The organism is Parabacteroides sp. KHUB-03 (assembly GCF_056640975.1).
The window spans coordinates 2,529,589-2,552,714 of record NZ_CM153257.1; the positions used below are offsets into that span (position 1 = coordinate 2,529,589).

Here is a 23,126-nt window from a genome sequence, read left to right on the forward strand (position 1 = left end):
AGTTACAGATTTTAGTCCGAATCTGACTACTTTTGCATCAGCAATAATAAAATGATATGGCAAATCCTTATTTTCAATTTAAAAAATTTACCGTATGGCATGACAAATGTGCTATGAAGGTAGGTACCGACGGGGTTCTTTTGGGAGCCTGGGCTAACACATATCTTTGCAAAAACATATTGGATGTTGGTACCGGAACAGGACTCATTGCACTAATGCTGGCACAGCGTAGCACAGCTCAGGCAGATGCAATAGATATAGACGCAGATGCATGCCTTCAGGCAAAAGAGAACATACAGGCTTCTATTTTCGCCGGACAAATCAATATTTATCATACCTCTTTTGAAGAGTACATAAAACAAACCGATAAAAGATACGACCTTATTGTATCCAATCCGCCTTATTTTACAGATTCCTTAAAATGTCCGGATCATAAACGAACTATTGCACGACATACAGAAAGCCTTCAGCTTTTCGACTTGATAACCGGTTGCCTGCAAATCGTAACATCAAACGGAAGAATCGCATTAATACTACCTTTTGACAAGAAAGAAGAACTGATGAAAATCGCAGAAGAGAACAAGCTTTTTGCCATCCACATCACAAACGTCATTCCTGTACCCGGAGCCGAGCCCAAAAGAATACTGATAGAATTATCGCCTGCCCAGTCATTAAAAATTGAAAATGAACTCACAATCGAAAAAGCCCGCCATCAATATACTCCTGAGTTCAAAGCATTAACCAGAGACTATTATCTGAAATAAACAAAAAGCAAGCTTTTTCCAATCCGAAGAAAGATATCTAAAACACAAAAAGTTCAGTATTCCAATAAAAAATCAAAAGCCCGGGGGAAAAGTTTTATCCGTATGAAAAAAAAGTTTCATCAGCACAAAACAAAAGTTTCATCGGCATGAAAACAAAAAAACACCGGCAACACGTGCTACTTTTATTTAAAGATATAGGGAAGTCTTTTATCAAAAAAACGGGTCACTTCATCAAATAAATAATGTACCTCTTCCGAGAAAGAAACGACCTCGGGTGTAAGCACCTTCAATGCTCTTGGTTCCAGTGTTATATCTATACGGCTTTCGGCCATAATAGGTTCGCCATCCAGGTGCATGACTCCCGGTTTCTGACGAATAATAGTAACCTGATGCGCCTTCATTGTCTTGATCTTACTATTACGATCTATCTGTTTTGTAAACAATTGTATTGCAAGAGGTGCAATATCAAGTGGGGTAAACGGAGAAAGAATAGTAACATCCATCTGACCGTCCTGTATATTTGCATGAGGAGCTATAAAAGCATTATTACCATATTGAGAAGCATTAGCACAAGCTACCAGAAAGGCTTTTTCCTTTATTGTCTGGTTATCCACCTGTAACTCGTAAGGTTCCGGCTTATAACTTAAGTATTCTTCAACCGTATTTTTTATATATGTAAGAGAACCACGACGTTTTTCATTTGCAAATTTCTGGCTTACGGCAGCATCGAACCCAACGCCACAAGTACAGAAAAATACACGTCCGTTAGCCCTGCAACAGTCAATGGTAGTAACATGGCCTTTACTGATCAAGTCTACAGCCCTACGGATTTCCATAGGGATATGCAACTCACGGGCCAAACCATTACCCGAACCTTTCGGGACAATACCCAGCACTGCATCCGAATGGATCATGGCACGTGCTATCTCATTCACCGTTCCGTCGCCCCCCACAGCTATTATATAATGTACGCCATCCTTTATTGCCTGCTTTGTAAGCTCACTGGCATGACCTGCGTATTCGGTAAAAGTTATATTTAACGAACAATGACTCCGAAGGCACATTTCTTCTATCATCTTAGGAATCTTACGCTTTGAGCCAACCCCGGATATAGGATTAATAATAGCTTGTACCTTTATATCACATCCGTTCATTTTGAATTTATCTTTAACTTTGAGAAGACAAAAATAATGCTTTTATAAAACTTTTAAAGCATTTGGACTACTATAAGTTATTTTTTTACTACTTTTGCGGCTGGATTTGTCGAAACAGAGATGCTGATATACCGGCAAATCGGAATTCTTTCATACGGAATAAACAAATAGCGAGAAATCATTCTCTTAATAACACATATGAAACTTTTACAAGAGAAATTAGCAAAGTACGATGCTCCTCAAAGAGCTATGGCAGCAGGGATTTATCCCTATTTCAGAATGATTGAAAGTGATCAGGACACAGAAGTGATGATCAGTGGTAAAAAAGTTCTGATGTTTGGTTCAAATGCGTACTTGGGATTAACAAACCATCCTAAAGTAAAAGAGGCAGCTATTGAAGCCATTAAAAAATATGGTACAGGTTGTGCTGGTTCACGATTCCTGAATGGAACGTTGGACTTACATATCCAATTGGAAAAAAGATTAGCAGAGTTTGTTGGTAAGGAAGATGCCATCGTATATTCTACAGGCTTTCAAGTTAATTTAGGCGTGGTTTCCTGTGTAACAGGACGTGAAGATTACATTATTTGGGATGAATTAGACCATGCATCTATTATAGAAGGCCATCGCCTTTCTTTCTCCACCAAATTAAAATACAAACACAACGACATGGATTCGCTGGAGAAACAACTCCAAAAATGCGAACCGGACAAAGTAAAACTGATCGTTATAGATGGCGTATTCAGTATGGAGGGCGATGTTGCCAAATTACCGGAAATAGTTGCGTTGGCTAAGAAATATAATGCTAGCGTAATGGTAGACGAAGCACACGGTATAGGTGTATTCGGCAATCAAGGACGCGGAACCTGTAACCATTTCGGCGTAACAAATGATGTTGACCTGATTATGGGAACATTCAGCAAATCTTTCGCTTCTATCGGTGGATTTATCGCAGCTGACGAATCAGTAATCAACTATTTACGCCACCATTCCCGCTCATATATCTTCAGTGCAAGTAATACCCCGGCTGCAACCGCTGCTGCCAATGCAGCTCTGGATATTATGTTGAGCGAACCTGAGCGTATACAGCACTTATGGGATCTGACACATTATGCACTAGACGGTTTCCGTAATATGGGTTGTGAGATAGGCCATACTTCCACTCCTATTATACCGTTGTTCATCCGTGATAACGATCTTACATTCCTTATCGTAAAAGAATTATTCGAAGCAGGCATATTCGTAAACCCAGTAGTAGCTCCGGCTGTAGCATCAGAAGACACGCTAATCCGTTTCTCTTTGATGGCAACTCATACGAAAGAACAATTGGATTATGCCTTGGAAGCTATTCATAAGGTATTTAAAAGCCACGGTTTAGTAAAATAATCAGCAAGTCTGACAGAATATAAACAGAAAGCCCGGTAGTAAACAGTTGCTACCGGGCTTTCTTACATATTTTTATCGGCACATGCGGAAGTGTTAGAATAAATCACTATTTTTGCGTATTGTACATTAAATATATACATATTATACAACCTAGAAAATGGATTTCAAACTAAATACAGGAAGTTGCTGCATGGGAAAAAAAGGATGCAGCAAAGTACAAAATACAAAACTCAATACATACGATTGGCTTTGCGATGTTCCGGATGCAGAGAATGCAACCGATTACGTAGAGGTACAATTTAAAAATACCCGCAAAGGGTATTATCTTAACAGTTCGAAAATACCTCTGGAGAAAGGAGACATTGTTGCAGTAGAAGCAAGTCCGGGTCATGATATCGGAATTGTAACCCTAACCGGAAAACTGGTTCTTCTGCAAATGAAAAAAAACAATGTACGTACCGGAGAAGGAAACGAACCTAAAAAAGTCTACCGAAAAGCAAAACCCAACGATATCGAGAAATACGAAGAAGCAAAGGCTAAAGAACATGCAACGATGATCCGGTCACGTCAGATTGCGACCGAATTAGGCCTAAACATGAAAATCGGAGACGTGGAATACCAAGGAGATGGAAACAAAGCTATATTCTATTATATCGCCGATGAACGTGTAGACTTCCGGCAACTTATTAAAGTACTTGCGGAAGCATTTCGTGTCCGTATTGAAATGAAACAAATCGGAGCCCGTCAAGAAGCCGGACGTATCGGCGGAATTGGCCCTTGCGGACGCGAACTTTGTTGTTCAAGCTGGATGACAAGTTTCGTTTCGGTAGCCACTGGGGCAGCCCGCTATCAGGATATTTCGATGAACCCCCAGAAGCTGGCAGGACAATGCGCCAAGTTGAAATGTTGTATCAACTACGAGGTAGATGCATACGTAGAAGCACAAAAACGTTTGCCATCCCGGGAAATTGTTCTGGAAACTAAAGATAATTCATATTATCATTTCAAAACAGATATCTTCAAACAAGAGATTACTTATTCTACCGACAAATCATTTGCCGCCAATCTGATAACCATACCAGCCAAACGTGCTTTTGATGTCATCAACATGAATAAGAAAGGTAATAAACCTATTTCTCTGGAAGCCGACACAAAACCTCAGCCCCCCAAGAGAGATGCTCAAGATATCTTAGGGCAGGATAGCGTAACACGTTTCGATTCTGTAAAGAAAAAGAAAAAGAAACGTAGTAACGGAGACAATAATAAGAATGGTACAAATGAAAATACCCGAAATAGTACCAATACAAATATTACCTCAAACAATCCAGAAAACACGGGTAATACCAACAGCAATGGAAACAGAGAAAGTGGTAATAGAAACAATAACCGTTATGCAAATAATGGTAACCGGAACAACCGTCCGAAGCAAAAACCGAAAATAAACAACAACGATAAGCAGAATAACAATGACAAGCCCCAGCAACCTGTTAAACCGGCTAACCAACCGGAAAACAAGCCAGAAGCTTAAAAGCTGCATTGCTGCCTTTGTATCTCTATTGTTCTTCTCCTGCGAGAATCAGGCCTTGTACGACCAATACCAGGCCATTGATAATACATCGTGGGAAAAGAACAAAGAATATTATTTTACTTTCCATGTAACAGATATATCCACTCCATATAACCTTACACTGGAAATACGAAATAATAACCTTTATCCCTATCAAAACTTATGGTTATTTTGTAATGAAGAATTGCCCGTTGGCCCATTGAAAAGAGATACAATAGAGTGCACGCTTGCTGACGAATACGGCAAATGGTATGGACATGGCATTTCCCTTTTCCAGTCTAGTTTTCCTATTCGTACGAACTATCTATTCCCTTATGAAGGACAGTATACCTTTAGCTTCAGGCAAGGTATGAGGAATGAAGCATTGCCGGGTATTCAGGAGATCGGTATGAGGGTAAAAAAAGCCGAATAAGATCAATGTTCTTTACGGGAAGCATCTAACCGAAGAAATATAAACAACAGGATAGTGAAACCCCACAAAGAAGATCCTCCATAGCTGAAGAATGGCAACGGAATACCAATTACAGGAGTCAGTCCTGTAACCATTCCCACATTTATCGCTAGATGGAAGAAAAAGATGGATGCAACACTATATCCATAAACGCGTCCGAATGTATTACCCTGTCTTTCAGCCAATACGATAAGGCGTAAAATAAATATTCCAAACAAAATAAGTACGGCAGCAGAACCCAGAAAACCCTGCTCCTCTCCTACAGTACAAAAAATAAAGTCAGTATCTTGTTCGGGGACATATTTCAATTTCGTCTGTGTTCCGTTCAAAAATCCTTTGCCGGAAAAGCCACCCGAACCAATTGCAATCTTTGATTGATTCACATTATAACCTGCACCACTAGGATCATCCTCCAATCCCAAAGATACTTTAATACGAACCTGTTGATGCGGTTCCAATATATTATCGAACACATAGCTCACTGAAAACAGGAAAGCTAAAGACCCTAATGCAAAAAGAGCTATCAAGACATAATGCCAGACCCAATTCCTTATCGACAAATATATCAAATACAACACCGATAATAACACAAGCCCTTCGGCTATAAAAGCAAAATTAACCGGAGTAAATATAGATACTATATATCCTACCAAATAAGCACATGCCGTGCCTGCCAATATACAAAATATGGCTTTGCCATCCTTCCGTTCAATTTGGATCAAAAGCATCGTTATAACTAAAATCATGCATGAAACCAATAGCTCGCCAACAGGAGTAATCCCTGTAATTACTTCTGAATATTTCATCCCGGCAACAAAGAAAACTACAGCACAAACTCCCGCCAAAAGTATATAGCCAGACATTCCTTCCCGATAAAGCATCAGAAAAAATGCCAGGTAAACCAAAGCAGAACCAGTTTCCTTTTGTAACAGAATACAAACCATCGGTAAGAAAATCAGCAACAATGTTATCATGAAATTCTTAGGTGTAGTAAGCTTAAAGGCATACGTATTCATCAGTTTGGCGACAACCAAAGCCGTAGCAAACTTTGCAAACTCGGCAGGCTGCAAACGAACCGGCCCCAAAACAAGCCACGAATGCGATCCTTTTATATTAGGAGCAAGGAAGATAGTAGCTATCAACAAAAGAATTACAGCTATATAAATCAGGTTGGCAAAAATATCGAAAAAGTTGCTATCCAACATGAGTATTACAAAAATGATCACAGCCGACAGACCAATCCAAATTAACTGCGAACCAGGACGACCTGACGGATCAAACAGCCCCACATTATCAAACTCATAACTGGCACCACAAATACTAAACCAACCGGCTATTACCATTACAACATAAAGTATAATAGTAAACCAATCAACCGACTTCCATATTTCTGTTTTTCTATAACTCACGATCCGGTAATGATAAAATATTAGGTGACACTACTGCATTGGCCATTGTTTCTTCCAGCAGTTTATCCGCTTCCGAAATAGTTCCGGTCAGGTACTTCTCCATCATCAATTTTCCTATAGGAACTCCATAAGTTGCACCAAACCCTCCGTTTTCAACATATACACAAATGGCAACTTTAGGATTCTGATAAGGAGCAAAACCGATAAACGCCGAATGGTCTTTTCCATGAGGATTTTCCGCCGTACCGGTTTTTCCACAGACTTCTATGCCCGGAATAGCAGCACGCGTACAAGTTCCACCTAGTACGGCATTGCGCATACCTTCGGCCACAATTTCATAATTCTTACGCTCTATCATTGTATAACGCTTATTGGTATAAAGCGTATCCAGCGGAGTGTCTTGTATTTCCTTCACCACATGAGGAGTAATAAAATGACCTCTGTTTGCTATAGTAGCAGCCAAATTACAAATCTGTAATGGAGTAGCAAGTATTTCTCCCTGGCCTATTGCAATCGAAATAATCGTACTGGAATTCCAACGTCCACGATAATATTTATCGTAATATTTACTATTAGGAACAAACCCTCTTTTCTCTCCCGGCAAATCAACTCCTAATTTATAACCGTATCCCATAGAAATAAGGTAGTTTTTCCATACTTCAAAAGCTTCTTGAACTGTAGAATACCGTTTACGGCTGTCTATCATATCATGTAATCCCCAACAAAAATACGAATTACAGGAAGTAGCCAGGGCATATGTAAGATTCAGTGGTGAAGCATGCCCGTGACAAGCTGGTTTTCCACCTCTAAACGTATAACCATGGGCACATGTGTATTGCGTTTCTTTTGTAATGACTCCTTCCTGCAGAAAGGTCAGAGCCTGAGTAGGTTTAAAGGTCGATCCTGGAGGATAAAGCCCCATGATAGCTCTATTAAGCAATGGTTTGTCGGGATTCCTTTCCAGCAATTTATGATTTTTACCCCTTTGGCGGCCGGATAACATTCCCGGATCATAAGACGGAGTTGAAACCATACATAATATCTCACCCGTCTCCGGTTCAATCATCACTATGCTTCCCCTTTTATTTTGCATTAACCTCTCCCCAAGCTCCTGTAATTCCATATCGATAGATAAGGTCAGATTCTTACCCGAGACCGGAGCCACGTCAAATTTACCCTCTTCATAACGGCCCTTGATGCGGCCATGCGCATCACGCAGCAGGATTTCCACGCCTTTCGTACCACGCAAAACGCTTTCATAAGACTGTTCTATACCACTGCGGCCGGAGTTGTCGCCCTGAACATAATAATCGTCATTTTCTATATCCTTGCGGTTTACTTCCCCAATTGTACCCAACACATGAGCTGCATAAGGATATTCATACTCACGGATTGTACGGTTCTGGATATAAAAGCCGGGGAATTTATATAATTTCTCTTGTAATACACCACACTCACGGGCAGATAACTGGTTCATAAAAACCTGTGGCACATACGATGAATAACCGGGATTCAACCGACGGTCTTTAACGTCTGCCATACGCTTGACAAACTGCTGCTTGGTTATCCCCAAGATATTACAAAAGTCCAACGTATCGAAGGGTTGTATTTCACGCATGATAAACATCACATCATAAGCCGGTTGGTTATACACCAGCATCTTACCATTCCGGTCGTACATAATTCCGCGGGAAGGGTATAGAGTTTTCTTCAGGAACGCATTACTATCGGCCCATGCTTTATAGTCGCTATCTATAATTTGCAAAAAGAACAGACGAACAATAAAGATGAGTACCAATAAAATAACAGCCCCGCCAATTACATAACGTCTGTTTTCGAGTGTGTACTTAGTATTACTCTCCACTTTTCTGAGACTCTATATTGAATGCTTCTACCGTACAAACTAACAATGTTGTCATTGCTACACTTGCAAAAATACGAAGGGCAAGAAACACCGGATCAAAGAATGTCAATGATTCTAATAAAAATAATGCCACATGCTGTATTATTATGAACGTAACAGCATATCTAAAAAAGCCGCCATATCCAAATGTTTTATATGACGGATATATACCTTCCGGAAGATCCTTCCCCATATAAAACCGTATCAGAGGCTCGCGTAGAAATCCGGCCAATGTACAAGCGGCAGCATGCATTCCCGGGGTATTCGAAAACATATCAATAGCAAGACCAGCCAAAAAAGAAAAAAACACGACTTTGGTTTGAGACATTCCCACCGGAAGTTTAATAATAAAATAAAGGTATAGAAATGGCGTTGCAATCCTAAGGAAGTGAATGTTATTCAAGACCAATACCTGAATTAAGACAAACACAACAAAATAAAATAAGCCTCGCAGTAGATTAATCATTTCTTTTCGCCTCTAATTCTAAACTTAGCTGTTCCGCCTGGCGGTAGTTCTTTATAATCCTGACATCGTTCAATGCCTGGAAATCTGTTGCCAATAATACTTCCAACGAATAGAAGTTATCATCATGTTGCTTCTTAAAATCCGAAACCGTACCTACAATAATTCCCGCAGGAAATACGGCCGAATAGCCACTTGTAACAATTGTATCTCCCTTATCAAACTGCACATGGCGCGGTAATTCGTCCAGATTTGCATAGCGGGAGTTACGCCCATTCCAGCTCAAAGAACCAAAATAGCTGCTTCCCAATACTTTGCAACTCAACCGGAACTTTGGATTCAACAAAGGAATCACCACTGCAAAATGATCCGAAACAGCGGATACAATCCCAACCACTCCACGCTCGGAAACGACTCCCATATCCCGGTCTATACCATCCTTACGCCCTTTATTTACCGTAATATAATTAGACAAATGCGTCACACTGTTGTTTACAACCTCTGCCATCACACAACTATATGGAAACTGTTCTGTCGAATCAGGCGCAAAGCCAGCGAAGGCAACTGTGTCTGCCATCATCATGTCCAAACGATCCTGCATTTCCAACATTTGAAGTTCCAACTGCCCGTTACGTTCCAACAACTCCTTATTAATCTCCCGGAGATTCAAATAAGAAGTTACATAGCCGGAAACAGAAGCAATGTGTCCTGTTACTACATTTGCCGAACTAAACATGATATTCCGTTGATACGCATTATTATGATAAATGAGTATCAAAGAAAGTACTTCGAGCAACAAAAACAGAAACCAATGCCTCTTCCTCACCAGGAAATCAAGCAGTTTACGCATAGTCTTTAACAGTTGACAGTTGACAGCTTACAAATGGCAGGTAGATAGTAAATTACTTGTCATTTGTAAGCTGTCAACTGTCAATTATCTAATAAGGAAATTAAATTTATCGATATTTTTCAGAGCCACTCCCGTACCTTTAGCAACTGCATGCAACGGGTCTTCGGCTATATGGAACGGAATATTGATCTTATCAGTCAAACGCTTGTCCAAACCACGCATCAAAGCTCCACCTCCGGCAAGATAGATACCATTACGTACAATATCGGCATATAATTCCGGCGGTGTTTGTTCCAAAGCACTTAAAATTGCAGCTTCCATCTTAGAGATCGATTTCTCCAAACAATGAGCTATTTCCTGATAAGAAACAGGAACTTCCATTGGCAAAGCCGTCATCTGGTTAGGGCCATGAACAACATAATCTTCAGGCGGGTTATCAAGAAACGTAAGCGCCGAACCGACATTTATTTTAATCAATTCAGCCGTACGTTCGCCCACCTTAACATTATGCTGACGGCGCATATATTCCATAATATCTGCAGTCAGATCATCACCGGCAATGCGGATAGACTTATTCGAAACAATTCCACCCAGAGAAATCACGGCAATTTCCGTCGTACCACCGCCTATATCTACAATCATATTTCCTTCCGGAGCTTCCACATCGATACCTATACCAATTGCAGCGGCCATCGGTTCGTAAATCATATACACATCACGACCACCGGCATGCTCGGCAGAGTCGCGCACGGCACGTATTTCCACTTCAGTACTACCGGAAGGTATACATACCACCACGCGCAAAGAAGGAGAAAACCAGTGATTTCTCTGGTTTATCATTTTTATCATGCCCCGCATCATCTGCTCGGCAGCATAAAAGTCGGCAATTACACCATCACGTAACGGACGAATCGTACGAATATTTTCATGCGTCTTTCCGTGCATTTGCCGAGCCTTTTCTCCTACCGCCAATACCTTATCTGTCCGACGGTCAAGAGCTACCACAGACGGTTGGTCTACCATAATCTTACCATTGCTTATAATAATAGTATTGGCAGTACCCAGGTCTATCGCTATTTCTTGAGTGAAAGAGAATAATCCCATTATAATAATTCTGTTAATGTGTCAATATGCCAATTCGAAATTTCATAATTGGCATATTAGTATTTGTTAATGTTTAAAGTGACGTATACCTGTTTTAACCATTGACAAGCCATGTGCATTGCAATACTCAACAGATAATTTGTCATTAATAGAACCTCCCGGTTGAATTACAGCAGTAATACCTGCATTATCAGCAATTTCCACACAGTCAGGGAACGGGAAGAAAGCGTCGGATGCCATCACAGCACCGTTCAAATCAAAGTTAAATGATTTAGCCTTCTCAATAGCTTGTTTCAGAGCATCTACACGCGAAGTTTGTCCGATACCACTCGCGCAAAGCTGCTTATTCTTCACCAATGTGATTGCATTAGACTTGCTGTTCTTCACCAGCTTATTGGCAAATAACAGGTCTTCTATTTCCTGCGTTGTCGGTTTTTTATCTGTCATCGGTTCCAGATCTCCGGCTACCTGAATACTCAAATCTTTTTCCTGCATCAAAACGCCGTTCAGTAATGAACGGAACTGCACCGGGCAAGTTTTACATTCCTTACGGATCAGAATGATACGGTTCTTCTTCTGTTTCAAAACTTCCAAAGCATCAGCATCATAAGCCGGAGCAATGATAATTTCGAAGAATATTTTGTTAATTTCTTCAGCCGCTTCTTTATTGATTGTTGTATTGGTTATTAAAATACCACCAAATGCAGAAACCGGGTCACCGGCCAAAGCATCTTTCCAGGCATCCGTCACATTTGCACGCGAAGCGATACCACAAGCGTTATTATGTTTCAGTATAGCGAAAGTCAACTCATCGAACTCATCAATCAAATTAACCGCTGCATCAATGTCTAATAAGTTGTTATAAGAAACTTCTTTTCCGTGAATCTGTTCGAACATATCGTTAAACTTTCCATAGAACTTGGCAGCCTGATGAGGATTTTCACCATAACGCAAGTGCATAGGCTCGTCTACACCTGCACGGAAGTAAGAGCCATCACATCCGTCAAAGTAGTTAAAGATAGCAGAATCGTAACCGGAAGAAACAGCAAATGCTTCTTTAGCAAACCAGCGGCGGTCTTCAATTGTTGTTTCCGCACCTTTTTCATTTAACAAATTCATCAAAGGTTGATATTGTGCTTTGGAAGCAACGATTACCACATCCTTAAAATTCTTTGCTGCAGCACGTATCAAGGAGATACCGCCTATATCTATTTTTTCAATGATAGCTTGTTCTTCTGCGCCGGAAGCAACAGTTTCTTCAAACGGATAAAGGTCTACTATGACCAAATCTATTTCCGGTATTTCATATTCTGCAATCTGAGCCTTATCTCCTTCATTATCTCTACGGTTCAAAATCCCACCAAATACTTTCGGGTGAAGTGTTTTCACGCGTCCCCCTAAAATCGAAGGATATCCGGTCAAATCTTCCACGGCATCACAAGGAATACCTAAAGACTCAATAAATGTTTGTGTTCCACCTGTAGATACAAAGCTCACGCCTTCATTGTGGAGTTTCTTTAAGATCTCATCCAATCCCTCTTTATGGAATACTGAGACCAATGCACGTTTCATTCGTTTCGTTGCAGCCATCTTTGTTTCGTTTACTTTAATGTTTTAGAGCACAAAATTAGTCATTAATTATTTGGGGCAAAAGAAATTTGAGTAAAATAATATTTAAGGTGTGAATTAAAAACAAAACCCTACTTTTGATCAGACTCATTATTCACCGGCTACTACTGCCCCTCATCTTCATTAAAAAGTTCAACATCAACATTTTTAATATTCCTATACACACATCTGCCTTTGTTATTTTTGTCTGCATAAACATTTTCTTATTGTTTTAACTTCCCAATAAACAGCACATTATTGTCATCTTCGGTAAGGCTATTATTTAATTTCATCAATTTATCCTTCATCTCAGGTGTCATTTTCTCTGATTTTGATAACGCTTTTTCTAATTGCTCTTTAAGCTCGTATGGGAACATATTGGCAATGCAATAGCCTCTGTTAAAAGTCACATAGGAAGGGCCATCAATATTTCCTAGCATATTAAATTTCAGGTTGGCATAACATCCCCGCAAATTGTTTTTATCGACTATAATCAGCGGATAACGGGGCACACTGCCATCCCAACTCGCTCCTTCACCAACTAATCTGGTAAAATAATGAGAAGATAATTCTGTGTAAATATGACGTAATATATTTTCGTCTTTCCATTTGACAGTAAAAACAGGTTCCAGAACATTATTTTGTTCACTATAATGATAGATAGAATCCATAATAGGCATCCAATGGAATAAAGAAAAATCCAATAAAGCTGTGTTTTGCGACTCATTTACCTCATTACTGTAATCCCCCGGATCTATAACAAAATGTCCGGCATCGATACTTTGGAGGATATTTCCCTCAAAATCCTGTCGCCAGACAACAAATGGTGTATCAATAAAAGGCAAGGCCATCATAGTCAATTCTTTTTTCTTTGCATTAATTCGGAAACGTCCTTTATGAACTGGAAAAGGGAAAGGAATGTGTTGTAGTGGTTTTCCCTCCAAATCAAAAACCAATAGTTTATTTGCCCTATAAGAAAGCAAATAAACCCTTCCGTTTTCTTCATCGATATAACTGTCATAGATTGCTATATAATATTCATCAGGTCCTTGACCAGCTGATGATATAGAGCGAATGTATTTGCCTTTCCGATTGAATAGTTTGTAATCTTTGAGGTTACTGTTATAAAGACCAATGTAATTTTCACTTACAGCAAAAGCATAGGAATGACCAACCAGCGCTTCTTCCGAATTTTCCAACCGGATTATCTCATAATCGGACAAAAAAAAGACTTAAGGGAACATTAAACGTATCTCTAACCGATGAAAAATCCAGCGTTATTAAAGAGTCTGTTTTATGTGCAATTACAGGACAGTCTGCCAATGTCAACCGTTCTTTTTGCTTGTTGTTACAAGAGAAAAAGAACGGAACAATAACGAATAAATAAAAGAGAATTTGGTTCTTCATAATCATTATCTCCATCTGTTTATTTTACACTTTTAAATTTTCTGACAAAATAGCTTTATTTAATAAGACCATTAATTCTTTCTTATTCTGAACAAAGGATATATCAAATTGATTGATTTCCCCCAAAGATAATAAAAAAACATTATCAACCAGCCTATTCCGAATATTTAGTAATAAAAAAAAGAACAAGTCCACATCTGGTAATAAAAGAATATTTAAAGAAATCGCAACAACCCTCCCGTTTAATTCATCTCGATCTTTTTACAAAATCATCGGGAACATTAAAAAAAATCATCCCGATGATTTATTCCGGTATTGACATTGAAACGATTTTTAGCAAGGTCTCCATAATATTTTTCGTACCTTTGCAGCCTCTATAGCAAATTAATAGGTATTATAAGATATGATTACAGTAAACAATCTGGACGTACAGTTTGGAAAACGCATCCTGTTTCAGGATGTCAACATGAAATTTACACCGGGCAACTGCTACGGTATCATCGGAGCAAACGGTGCAGGAAAATCTACTTTCTTACGCGTTATCAGCAAGCAGCTCGATCCAACGCGCGGCACTGTTAGCTTGGGTCCGGGCGAACGTTTATCCGTATTAAGCCAGGATCACTTCGCTTTTGACGAATATACGGTAATGGACACTGTGTTAATGGGACATACTACCCTTTGGGAAATAATGAGTGAAAAAAACGCTCTTTACGAGAAACCGGACTTTAGCGATGCCGATGGCATCCGCGTTTCGGAACTGGAAGAAAAGTTTGCAGAAATGGAAGGATGGAATGCCGAAAGCGATGCTGCCAGCCTATTGAGCGGCTTAGGCATCAGCGAAGAGTTTCACTATAGCATGATGAAAGACTTAAGCGGTAAGCAAAAGGTCCGCGTACTTCTGGCGCGTGCACTTTACGGTCAGCCGGATAACCTACTACTGGATGAGCCTACCAACGACCTCGACCTGGAAACCGTAAGCTGGCTTGAAAACTACCTGTCAAATTTTGAACATACCGTATTGGTAGTAAGTCACGACCGCCACTTTCTGGACTCGGTATGTACGCATACCGTCGACATCGACTTTGGTAAACTGCAAATGTTTGCCGGCAACTATAGCTTCTGGTACGAATCGAGCCAGTTAGCGCTCCGTCAGCAACAGAACCAGAACAAGAAGGCGGAAGAGAAGAAAAAGGAACTGGAAGAATTTATCCGCCGATTCAGTGCCAACGTTGCCAAGTCCAAACAGACAACCAGCCGCAAGAAGATGCTTGAGAAACTGAATATCGAAGAGATCAAACCATCCTCACGCCGCTATCCGGGTATTCTGTTCTCGCCGAATCGCGAGCCGGGCAATCAAATTCTTGAAGTAAAAGGATTAAGCAAAAGCATCGAAGGCAAAGTCTTATTCAAGGATTTAAATTTCAACATAGAGAAAGACGACAAAGTCGTCTTCATCAGTCGCGACCCGCGTGCCATGACAGCCCTCTTCCAGATTATCAACGGGGAAGATAAAGCCGATGCAGGCACCTATCAATGGGGACAGACCATTACTACCACCTACCTGCCTCTGGACAACTCGGTGTATTTCAATTCCGATTATAATCTGATCGACTGGCTTAGCCAGTTCTCACCCGACACCAACGATGTATTCTTGAAAGGTTTTCTGGGACGTATGCTGTTCTCCGGCGAAGAATTACTAAAAAAAGTCAGTGTGCTATCCGGAGGTGAAAAGATGCGCTGCATGATTTCGCGAATGATGTTGACAGACGCCAACTGTATCATTCTGGACACCCCGACAAACCATCTGGACCTGGAGTCCATACAGGCATTCAACAATACGTTGCAAACATTCAAAGGAAATATCCTGTTCTCCAGTCACGACCACGAGTTTATACAAACCGTTGCCAACCGTATTATCGAGTTAACCCCGAACGGAATTATCGACAGGATGATGGACTACGACGATTACATTACCGATCCTGCGGTTGCCGAATTAAGGGAAAAGTTATATAAATGAAACGAAGGATATTATTTATCGTAGCCATATTCATAGCCTGGCTTCCGGTTTTTATGATACAAAAACCGTTCTTTATGGTTCACCATCATGAATTAGCGAACTACTGTTCGCTAATTGATTACCTGCAGGTAATCTTTCATGGACTGAAGTTAGACTGCACCATATCCGGATATCTGACAGCCATCCCGCTGCTTCTGACAACAGGTTCGGTATGGCTGCACGGAATATGGCTCCGAAAATTACTATCCGCCTACTTTCTTATAATGGCAGCTCTCGTGGCTGCCATCTTTTCAATAGATATTGCATTATACGGTTTTTGGGGATTCCGTCTGGATGCAACCTTGTTCTTTTACCTGCAGTCGCCCAAGGATGCCATGGCAAGTGTGCCTGTCGGGTTGTTCATTATCCAGCTCCTCCTGTTTTTTGCCTATACATATATTATATATATCTATTTCAGGAAATGTATTCTTTCGTGGACGCCTGAAACAATGGTGCGCAAACGGATCATCGGGACAATATCATGTTTGCTATTGGGTGGCATTTTATTTATCCCTATCCGGGGAGGTGTCACAACATCTACCGCCAATGTCGGAATGGTCTATTTCAGCCAGAATCAGTTTCTGAACCATGCCGCCATTAACCCCTGTTTCAGTTTGGTTGCTTCTTTGTCCAAACAGCAGGACTTTGCAGCGCAGTTTAACTTCCTGCCCGAAGAGCGCAGGGAAGAGTTATTCAAGCAACTCACTTCCCCCCGCAGCAACAAGCAATTTCCCGATTCAATCTGCCCGGAAAAGCAACAGGTTTTAACCACTACCCGCCCCAATATCCTGATTATTCTTTTAGAGAGCTTCTCGGCCAACGCTATCGGAGCCGTCGGGGGTGAAAAAGATGTAACTCCCAACATAGACCGGTTAAGCAAAGAAGGGATTTTGTTTACCAACCTCTATGCAAATTCATTCCGTACGGACAGAGGGATCGTCTCGGTGTTGAACGGCTACCTGGCGCAGCCCACCACCTCGATCATGAAATATCCGGCCAAGAGCCAGACGCTCCCCTCCATTGCTAAAAGCCTGGATAAAGAAGGATATACGGCCGACATGTTGTATGGCGGAGATATAAACTTTACAAACATGCAAAGTTATTTCTTCAGCTCGGGCTACAGCAAAATCACGGCAGACCGCGACTTCCCCTTATCGAGCCGGTTAAGCAAATGGGGAACCAACGACGATATAACTTTTACATGGCTATACAATAACATCAAAGAAAGAGACAATACGAAGCCCTGGCTAACCACCTTTCTTACGTTGAGCAGCCACGAACCTTTTGAAGTCCCTTTCCACCATCTGAAGCACCCGTATCTTAACTCCGTAGCATTTACAGATAGCTGCCTGGGCAGCTTTATAGATAAAATGAAGCTGTTGCCGGCATGGAAAAACACATTAATTGTACTGGTTGCAGATCATGGATTCCGCTATCCCGAAGATGTAAAAGATTTCGAACCCCGCCGCTTCCACATCCCGATGATATGGCTGGGAGGCGCAATAAAAGAACCTATGGTGGTAGATAAATATGCCAACCAAACCGATCTGGCAGCCACATTGCTTAACCAGCTAGGATTAAAACACAATGAATTTGCATTCAGCAAAGACATTTTTGACCCATGTTATCCCGAATATGCCTTCTATACCTTTACCAACGGGTTTGGGTTCATAAACCGCACGGGATACTCGATCTACGATAACGAGAGCAACAAAATACTTATGGAATCGTCTTCCGACAACAGCAGCGAACGCACCGACAACGGAAAAGCCCTGCTGCAAACACTTTACGACGATCTGGGAAGCAGATAAACAAAAAGGAAGTTGAACACAAAAAGAGCGTAGATTAACGCAGATATTATTTTAAAGAAAATATATAATCTGCGTTAATCTACGCTCGTCTATGTCATCTGTATTCATGAGATGGCGGATCAAGTCCGCCTTAATATAGATGTATTAACGTGAGCCGCCAGCCCACCATACCGGTTCAGAATAAACATACTGGCCATTGCCAAAGGCTTCCTTTATATTCAAATTAGACAATACATCGGAACTACCATATGTATATCTCAACGGAAACTTAGTCTGGTTGTTCGGATTTGCCAACTCAACAAAGTTTTCGCCCATAGCTTTCATTCTACGATAATCATTATACGCCTCTACAGCTTCACCGGATGCGCCAAAGAATGCCAAATACTTCTGAACCATTGTTTCCTTTAATGGGTTTGCATCAAACAAAGGTTTTACGTTATCTGCAAAATAAGCATCAGCCACATCTGCCGAAAGGTCAACTTCACCTTCGATCCCCCAATCATAGATTGAAGACTCCAACGCAATCGCAGTATTAGCAAAACCAACAGCAATTGCTTCTTTCAAAGCTGCTTCAGCTTCCGTATTTTTCTTCAAACGGCAAAGAGCTTCTGCCTTGATGAATAAAAGTTCATGATAGCTCAACAGTTGGGTAGGAGCCGTAATAGCCCAGTCTGCCAATGAACAGTCATAGTTCATAGTACCCTGAACCGGATTACCATTAGGAGCTGCAAATATCTTGGCAGGATCGGTAGCCTGTTCCATCGGCTGTCCGTAATTATAATTCCAGCTTGTAGCAAATGATTGTGCCAAACGCGGGTCTTTACGATCCATCATTTTCTTAATCAAACTCTGGCTGGCACCTAAACCTGCACGGCTATACATGAAGTCGAACAAAGGATTCAACTGGTTGTTGCCATCATACACAGCAAATTTCATTTCCTCTCTAGATGAAGTAAATGATTTGGAAATATAATCCAATACCTCATTCAAAGTCTGTGTAGGATTTGCACTTTTAGATAAAAGGCGCATTGTGTAACGGGCTTTCAATCCATAAACAGCTTTCTGCCACAATGCCTTTTCAGCATCTATTTTACCATTGGAAGCTTTACCGTAAATCAAATCCTGCATACCCATAGATCCTGTAGCAGCGGCATCTGTTCCGTTCAGCAGTACAAAAGCATCATCCAAGTTTTGCATGATCTCCTTATATATTTCTTCCTGCTTGTCGATTGCCGGTTGCATATACAGCGGCGTACCCTGGTCCGTATATTCGCAAGCTTCTTTAAATGGTATATCGCCAAACAAGTCTGTCATAAGAGCATAGTTGTAAGCATAAAGTACTTTTGCAACACCTAAAGTTACATCGTTGCCCTCTTCAATACCACCTTCGGAACACTTTGCAATAACATCTTTAATGTCGCGGATATTCTGGTAAACGGCTCCCCACATATTATTATAAGTAGCTGCCAGGTTTGGTTCGCCACTACGGATCTCGGCATTATACGTTTGGTTGTCTATACCAACCTCATGCTCCATGTAGATAGAAGCATACGTAGAAAAGTCTCCACCAACTGCATTCAAAGCAGTACTGGTCATTACATCCGTCATAATAAATTTAGACGAAACAGTCTGCGGATGATTCTTATCTGCATTGATTTTATCCATCGTATCTTCAGTACAAGAAACCAACGGTAAAGTTATCAATGCGAAAGCAAATAATCTTTCTGCTATTTTATTTCTTTTCATTTTCCTTTTACCTAATTAAAATTTAACATTCATACCAAAACCATAACTTGAAGTCTGAGGCATTGAATAACGTTCAAAAGCACCTGTCATGTTATTATTACCCTGAGACGATTCCGGGTCGAAATTCGGGAACTCAGACCACAACAGAATGTTACGGGCAAATACGTTTACTGTAATAGACATCCATTTCTTCTCCAATACAGGATAACTCAAAGCAATCTCTCGTAATTTTAAGAAAGAACTATTATAAATAGAGGCTTCATCGATATTATTAATTGACTGGAAATAATTCTGCCATGCACTAGCTCCTTTAATTTCAATATCATTTTTAGAACCGTCTGCTTTTACACCGTCTACGATGAAAGATTCCGTATCACGGCCTTCAGTTGCTTTACTCATACCGAAGTAGTCCAGCAAACCGTTGGTTCCACCATACATCTGTCCACCCTTCTTCCAATCGAATACGGCACTCAAGCTAAACTTCCATACGCGGAGATCGGTATTGAAACCTAAAATAAAGTCAGGGGATACGCTTCCGATTACCTGGTCTTTTCCTGCCTGAGGAACACCATTCTCGTCAACAATCAGATTACCTTTATCGTCTCTTAAATAACCTACACCGTAGATAACAGGGAACTTATCTCCAATTCCGGCACGAACCTGAGGCGTTACGAAACCACCAAGGAAAATACTTTCCACACCAGGAGCCAGTTCGTCAACATAGTTGTCGATCTTTGTCCAGTTGGCTCCAATATTCCAGTCTACATTCTTAGTACGGATCGGGTTTACGTTAATAGTCAACTCGTGAGCGTTTGTATGAATACGTCCACCGTTTGTCAACAAATCCGAAGCACCTGTAGAACCGGCCAATGGAACCTGGAATATCTGGTCTGATACATTCTGACGAGAGAATGTATAGTTCAATGTCACCAGATTATTAAAGAAATTCAAATCTGCACCAAGTTCATATGAACGGGTGTTCTGAGGTTTCAAATTCGGGTCATAAATAACCGGATACGGAACAAAAGCTCCCATACCGTTAATAGGATAAACAACAGGATCAATCTGGTAGAAACCGCCACCATAAACAGGGGTGTAATAATAGTTTTCATAGTAATCGCCTGCCTGTCCTACTTCTGCATATGAAGCACGGATTTTTGCATAGTTTACAACTTCATTCTTCAGAGGTTCCAACTCTGTCAGGATAAAACCGGCAGAAACGGAAGGATAAAAGAATGAACGGTTATTACGCGGCATACTAGACACATAGTCGTTACGTCCTGTTACATTCAGGTATAACATATTACGATATGAAGCAGAAACACTACCGAAGAAACCAACTGTACGTTTGCTGCGCTGACGTTCCTGAGATTGCAATGTCGTTGCATTTTCAATATGGTTCCATCCCGGAAAATTGAATGAAGAACCAAATTCATAATATTTTTTTGTCTGGTTATGTACAACCTCATTACCCAAAATAGCATTCAATGTCCATTCCGGTGAAATAGTCCAGTCGTAATTAACAGTCAACAAAGAGTTGAAAGAGACATTACTCCAACCATAGTCTTCAACCTGTCCATTCATATTGGCTCCTTTATTTCCGTAGCCCCAGATATCCTGATAATGAGTTGTATAAGAATCTACGCCAATCTGATATTTAGCATTCAACGTATGATTGTCTGTTCCAAATTTCGTTTTGAAATTAAGGAAGCTATTACCAAAGAAACGATTTGTCTTTTCAATAAACTCATTATTCTTTACAAACCAGGGAGCAATAGCAAACGTAGTACTACGGAATGAATTCTGTTCATATATACTTTGCGACGTATGAGAAGGAATACCATTCAAATCATAACTAACAGGCGTAGGATAAACTGTTGCAAGTAATGCATCGTTAGCAGCCGGCATCTTTTTAATCTTTGAATTAATATAATTCGCAGTCACACCTGTAGTCCATTGTTCATGCAATTTAATTTCTGAAGTTATTTTTGCATTGTAACGATCCATACCTGTTTCAGGAATAATACCATCCTGAGTAGACGAACCCAAAGAAAATGCATAAGACGCTTTCTCTGTAGCCTGTGCCACATTCAAAGAATTATTCCAGGTAACACCTGTTTGGAAAAATCCACCAATATTATCGTAAACCTGAGGAGTAGCCCAAGGATCTATTCCTGCAGCTGCACGCTGTGGTACATAATATTTACCTGCATACTTCTGCGTATCACCTCCGTTATACTTATTAGCAACGTTACCTCCATATGTAGGATCATTTGCAAGATCTGAAATTTTAGGACCCCAAGATGCAGAGTTATAAGGAGAATAAGTGCCATTTGTACCCTGAGCGAATGTCTGCTGCAATTGCGGCTTACGTCCGAGAACATCAAACGATACGTTTGTATTGAATGAAACCTGAGGTTTTCCTTTTTCAATACCCTTACCACTCTTTGTAGTAATTACAATAACACCATTAGATGCGCGAATACCATAAAGAGCTGAGGCTGCCTGACCTTTCAAGACATTAATGCTCTCAATATCATTCGGGTCGATATCTACTGCACGGTTTGCAATATCGGTACCGGTTACACTAGCTTCCGTATCAATATCTGCAGAAGAAGCGATAGGCATACCGTCGACAACGTACAACGGAGTATTATCTCCTGTAAAAGAACGGGCTCCACGAATTGTAATTTGAGAAGAGGCACCCGGCATACCGGAAGAAGGTTTAATATCCATACCAGAAACCTTACCTTGTAAAGCACCAGCCAGGTTAGAATTAGCTCCTTTCGTCAGTTTTTCAGCCTTTACGTCCTGAACAGCATAACCCAAGGCTTTTTTCTCACGAGAAATACCCATCGCAGTTACAACTACTTCATCCAAATTTTGAGTATCTGATTTCAGTTTCACCATTACATTAGAAGAAACCGGAACTTCTTGTGTAGTCATACCAATATATGAAACCACCAATATTTTCCCGTTTGCGGGAACTTCCAAAGAGAAATTACCATCGAAATCGGTTACGGTTCCAATAGTAGTCCCTTTTACGATAATCGATGCACCAATAACCGGCTCTCCATCTTCGACAGATGTAACATGTCCTGTTACTTTAGTCGCCTGAGCCATCGCCATACCTATGCTCATCACCAAGCACAGTAAAGCAAAAGTCAACTTTTTCATCATAAACACACTCTTATTTATTAAACTTATACATAGAAAACAATCTTTCTTAAATTTAGTTCTATCAGAACTATGTAAAAATTTTAAGATTTTATATCGAAATACCTATTTGCATTAAAAACGGCTGCAAAAGTAGAAAAAAACATCAATAAAAACAACAAATTATTATTCAATACCCTGTTTTGCTTCTTGTTTTTAACTTTGAGTGTGTCATAATGTCAATCAAGACAGCTTTTTTTCTGTTTGAAATGTTAAAACAACATCTTCTAA

16 protein-coding genes are annotated in these 23,126 nt (G+C 40.4%); 6 read left to right on the plus strand and 10 right to left on the minus strand.

The features are described 5' to 3' along the window. The first annotated feature begins 56 nt into the window (after nucleotides 1–56). Nucleotides 57–764: a tRNA1(Val) (adenine(37)-N6)-methyltransferase gene (locus ACYIB7_RS10860; protein ID WP_480337053.1), complete on the plus strand. Its 708-nt coding sequence runs from the start codon at nucleotides 57–59 to the stop codon at nucleotides 762–764. Nucleotides 765–946: 182 nt separating this feature from the next. Here the strand turns inward: ACYIB7_RS10860 and ACYIB7_RS10865 are convergent, their stop codons facing one another. Continuing rightward, nucleotides 947–1,918 (minus strand): diacylglycerol/lipid kinase family protein, encoded by a 972-nt coding sequence (locus ACYIB7_RS10865; protein WP_099464935.1) that lies wholly within the window; start codon nucleotides 1,916–1,918, stop codon nucleotides 947–949. 198 nt (nucleotides 1,919–2,116) lie between these two features. On the opposite strand from ACYIB7_RS10865, the gene spt reads away from it, so the two are divergent. From spt to ACYIB7_RS10880, 3 genes are all read left to right on the plus strand, one after another. Further along, nucleotides 2,117–3,304, plus strand: coding sequence for a serine palmitoyltransferase (gene spt / locus ACYIB7_RS10870; RefSeq protein ID WP_099464934.1), 1,188 nt, complete (start codon nucleotides 2,117–2,119; stop codon nucleotides 3,302–3,304). A 157-nt stretch (nucleotides 3,305–3,461) separates the two neighbouring features. After that, on the plus strand, nucleotides 3,462–4,832 hold the full coding sequence (locus tag ACYIB7_RS10875; protein WP_103983798.1) for a PSP1 domain-containing protein: 1,371 nt from the start codon (nucleotides 3,462–3,464) through the stop codon (nucleotides 4,830–4,832). Next, nucleotides 4,771–5,283 carry a gliding motility lipoprotein GldH gene (locus ACYIB7_RS10880; protein ID WP_099464932.1) on the plus strand — a complete coding sequence of 171 codons (513 nt, stop codon included), beginning with the start codon at nucleotides 4,771–4,773 and terminating at the stop codon, nucleotides 5,281–5,283. Before ACYIB7_RS10875 ends, ACYIB7_RS10880 begins: the two co-directional genes overlap by 62 nt. Nucleotides 5,284–5,285: 2 nt before the next feature. On the opposite strand, the gene rodA is transcribed toward ACYIB7_RS10880, so the two are convergent. From rodA to ACYIB7_RS10915, 7 genes are all read right to left on the minus strand, one after another. After that, the gene (gene rodA / locus ACYIB7_RS10885) at nucleotides 5,286–6,731 is read right to left on the minus strand and encodes a rod shape-determining protein RodA (protein ID WP_103983797.1); all 1,446 of its coding nucleotides are present in this window, start codon (nucleotides 6,729–6,731) and stop codon (nucleotides 5,286–5,288) included. Continuing rightward, entirely contained in the window at nucleotides 6,721–8,595 is a 1,875-nt protein-coding gene (gene mrdA, locus ACYIB7_RS10890; RefSeq protein WP_103983796.1) for a penicillin-binding protein 2, read from the minus strand. Before mrdA ends, rodA begins: the two co-directional genes overlap by 11 nt. Next, the gene (mreD, locus tag ACYIB7_RS10895) at nucleotides 8,585–9,100 is read right to left on the minus strand and encodes a rod shape-determining protein MreD (RefSeq protein ID WP_099464929.1); all 516 of its coding nucleotides are present in this window, start codon (nucleotides 9,098–9,100) and stop codon (nucleotides 8,585–8,587) included. The genes mrdA and mreD overlap by 11 nt, the downstream gene beginning before the upstream one ends. Continuing rightward, the gene (gene mreC, locus ACYIB7_RS10900; RefSeq protein WP_103983795.1) at nucleotides 9,093–9,947 is read right to left on the minus strand and encodes a rod shape-determining protein MreC; all 855 of its coding nucleotides are present in this window, start codon (nucleotides 9,945–9,947) and stop codon (nucleotides 9,093–9,095) included. Before mreC ends, mreD begins: the two co-directional genes overlap by 8 nt. Nucleotides 9,948–10,031: 84 nt before the next feature. Continuing rightward, entirely contained in the window at nucleotides 10,032–11,051 is a 1,020-nt protein-coding gene (locus ACYIB7_RS10905) for a rod shape-determining protein (protein WP_099464927.1), read from the minus strand. 66 nt (nucleotides 11,052–11,117) lie between these two features. Continuing rightward, a complete protein-coding gene (gene purH / locus ACYIB7_RS10910) occupies nucleotides 11,118–12,641 on the minus strand; it encodes a bifunctional phosphoribosylaminoimidazolecarboxamide formyltransferase/IMP cyclohydrolase (protein ID WP_103983794.1) in 1,524 nt (507 codons plus the stop codon). Between the two features lie 242 nt (nucleotides 12,642–12,883). Then, a complete protein-coding gene (locus tag ACYIB7_RS10915; RefSeq protein WP_234999356.1) occupies nucleotides 12,884–13,858 on the minus strand; it encodes a 6-bladed beta-propeller in 975 nt (324 codons plus the stop codon). Between the two features lie 611 nt (nucleotides 13,859–14,469). Between ACYIB7_RS10915 and ACYIB7_RS10920 the strand changes: the two genes are divergently transcribed. Next, nucleotides 14,470–16,083 (plus strand): ABC-F family ATP-binding cassette domain-containing protein, encoded by a 1,614-nt coding sequence (locus ACYIB7_RS10920; protein WP_099464924.1) that lies wholly within the window; start codon nucleotides 14,470–14,472, stop codon nucleotides 16,081–16,083. Further along, nucleotides 16,080–17,933, plus strand: a complete 1,854-nt coding sequence (locus ACYIB7_RS10925; protein ID WP_480337057.1) for an LTA synthase family protein — start codon at nucleotides 16,080–16,082, stop codon at nucleotides 17,931–17,933. Before ACYIB7_RS10920 ends, ACYIB7_RS10925 begins: the two co-directional genes overlap by 4 nt. A 144-nt stretch (nucleotides 17,934–18,077) precedes the next feature. On the opposite strand, the gene ACYIB7_RS10930 is transcribed toward ACYIB7_RS10925, so the two are convergent. Further along, nucleotides 18,078–19,679: a SusD/RagB family nutrient-binding outer membrane lipoprotein gene (locus ACYIB7_RS10930; RefSeq protein ID WP_480337058.1), complete on the minus strand. Its 1,602-nt coding sequence runs from the start codon at nucleotides 19,677–19,679 to the stop codon at nucleotides 18,078–18,080. Between the two features lie 15 nt (nucleotides 19,680–19,694). Next, the gene (locus ACYIB7_RS10935; RefSeq protein ID WP_103983791.1) at nucleotides 19,695–22,859 is read right to left on the minus strand and encodes a SusC/RagA family TonB-linked outer membrane protein; all 3,165 of its coding nucleotides are present in this window, start codon (nucleotides 22,857–22,859) and stop codon (nucleotides 19,695–19,697) included. Between the last annotated feature and the right edge of the window lie 267 nt (nucleotides 22,860–23,126).

Excerpts from the sequence above, each read along its gene's own strand:
- ACYIB7_RS10860 (WP_480337053.1), top strand. The coding sequence starts at position 57 with ATGGCAAATCCTTATTTTCAATTTAAAAAATTTACCGTATGGCATGAC.
- ACYIB7_RS10865 (WP_099464935.1), bottom strand. The coding sequence starts at position 1,918 with ATGAACGGATGTGATATAAAGGTACAAGCTATTATTAATCCTATATCC.
- spt (WP_099464934.1), top strand. The coding sequence starts at position 2,117 with ATGAAACTTTTACAAGAGAAATTAGCAAAGTACGATGCTCCTCAAAGA.
- ACYIB7_RS10875 (WP_103983798.1), top strand. The coding sequence starts at position 3,462 with ATGGATTTCAAACTAAATACAGGAAGTTGCTGCATGGGAAAAAAAGGA.
- ACYIB7_RS10880 (WP_099464932.1), top strand. The coding sequence starts at position 4,771 with ATGACAAGCCCCAGCAACCTGTTAAACCGGCTAACCAACCGGAAAACA.
- mreD (WP_099464929.1), bottom strand. The coding sequence starts at position 9,100 with ATGATTAATCTACTGCGAGGCTTATTTTATTTTGTTGTGTTTGTCTTA.
- mreC (WP_103983795.1), bottom strand. The coding sequence starts at position 9,947 with ATGCGTAAACTGCTTGATTTCCTGGTGAGGAAGAGGCATTGGTTTCTG.
- ACYIB7_RS10905 (WP_099464927.1), bottom strand. The coding sequence starts at position 11,051 with ATGGGATTATTCTCTTTCACTCAAGAAATAGCGATAGACCTGGGTACT.
- purH (WP_103983794.1), bottom strand. The coding sequence starts at position 12,641 with ATGGCTGCAACGAAACGAATGAAACGTGCATTGGTCTCAGTATTCCAT.
- ACYIB7_RS10920 (WP_099464924.1), top strand. The coding sequence starts at position 14,470 with ATGATTACAGTAAACAATCTGGACGTACAGTTTGGAAAACGCATCCTG.
- ACYIB7_RS10925 (WP_480337057.1), top strand. The coding sequence starts at position 16,080 with ATGAAACGAAGGATATTATTTATCGTAGCCATATTCATAGCCTGGCTT.
- ACYIB7_RS10930 (WP_480337058.1), bottom strand. The coding sequence starts at position 19,679 with ATGAAAAGAAATAAAATAGCAGAAAGATTATTTGCTTTCGCATTGATA.
- ACYIB7_RS10935 (WP_103983791.1), bottom strand. The coding sequence starts at position 22,859 with ATGATGAAAAAGTTGACTTTTGCTTTACTGTGCTTGGTGATGAGCATA.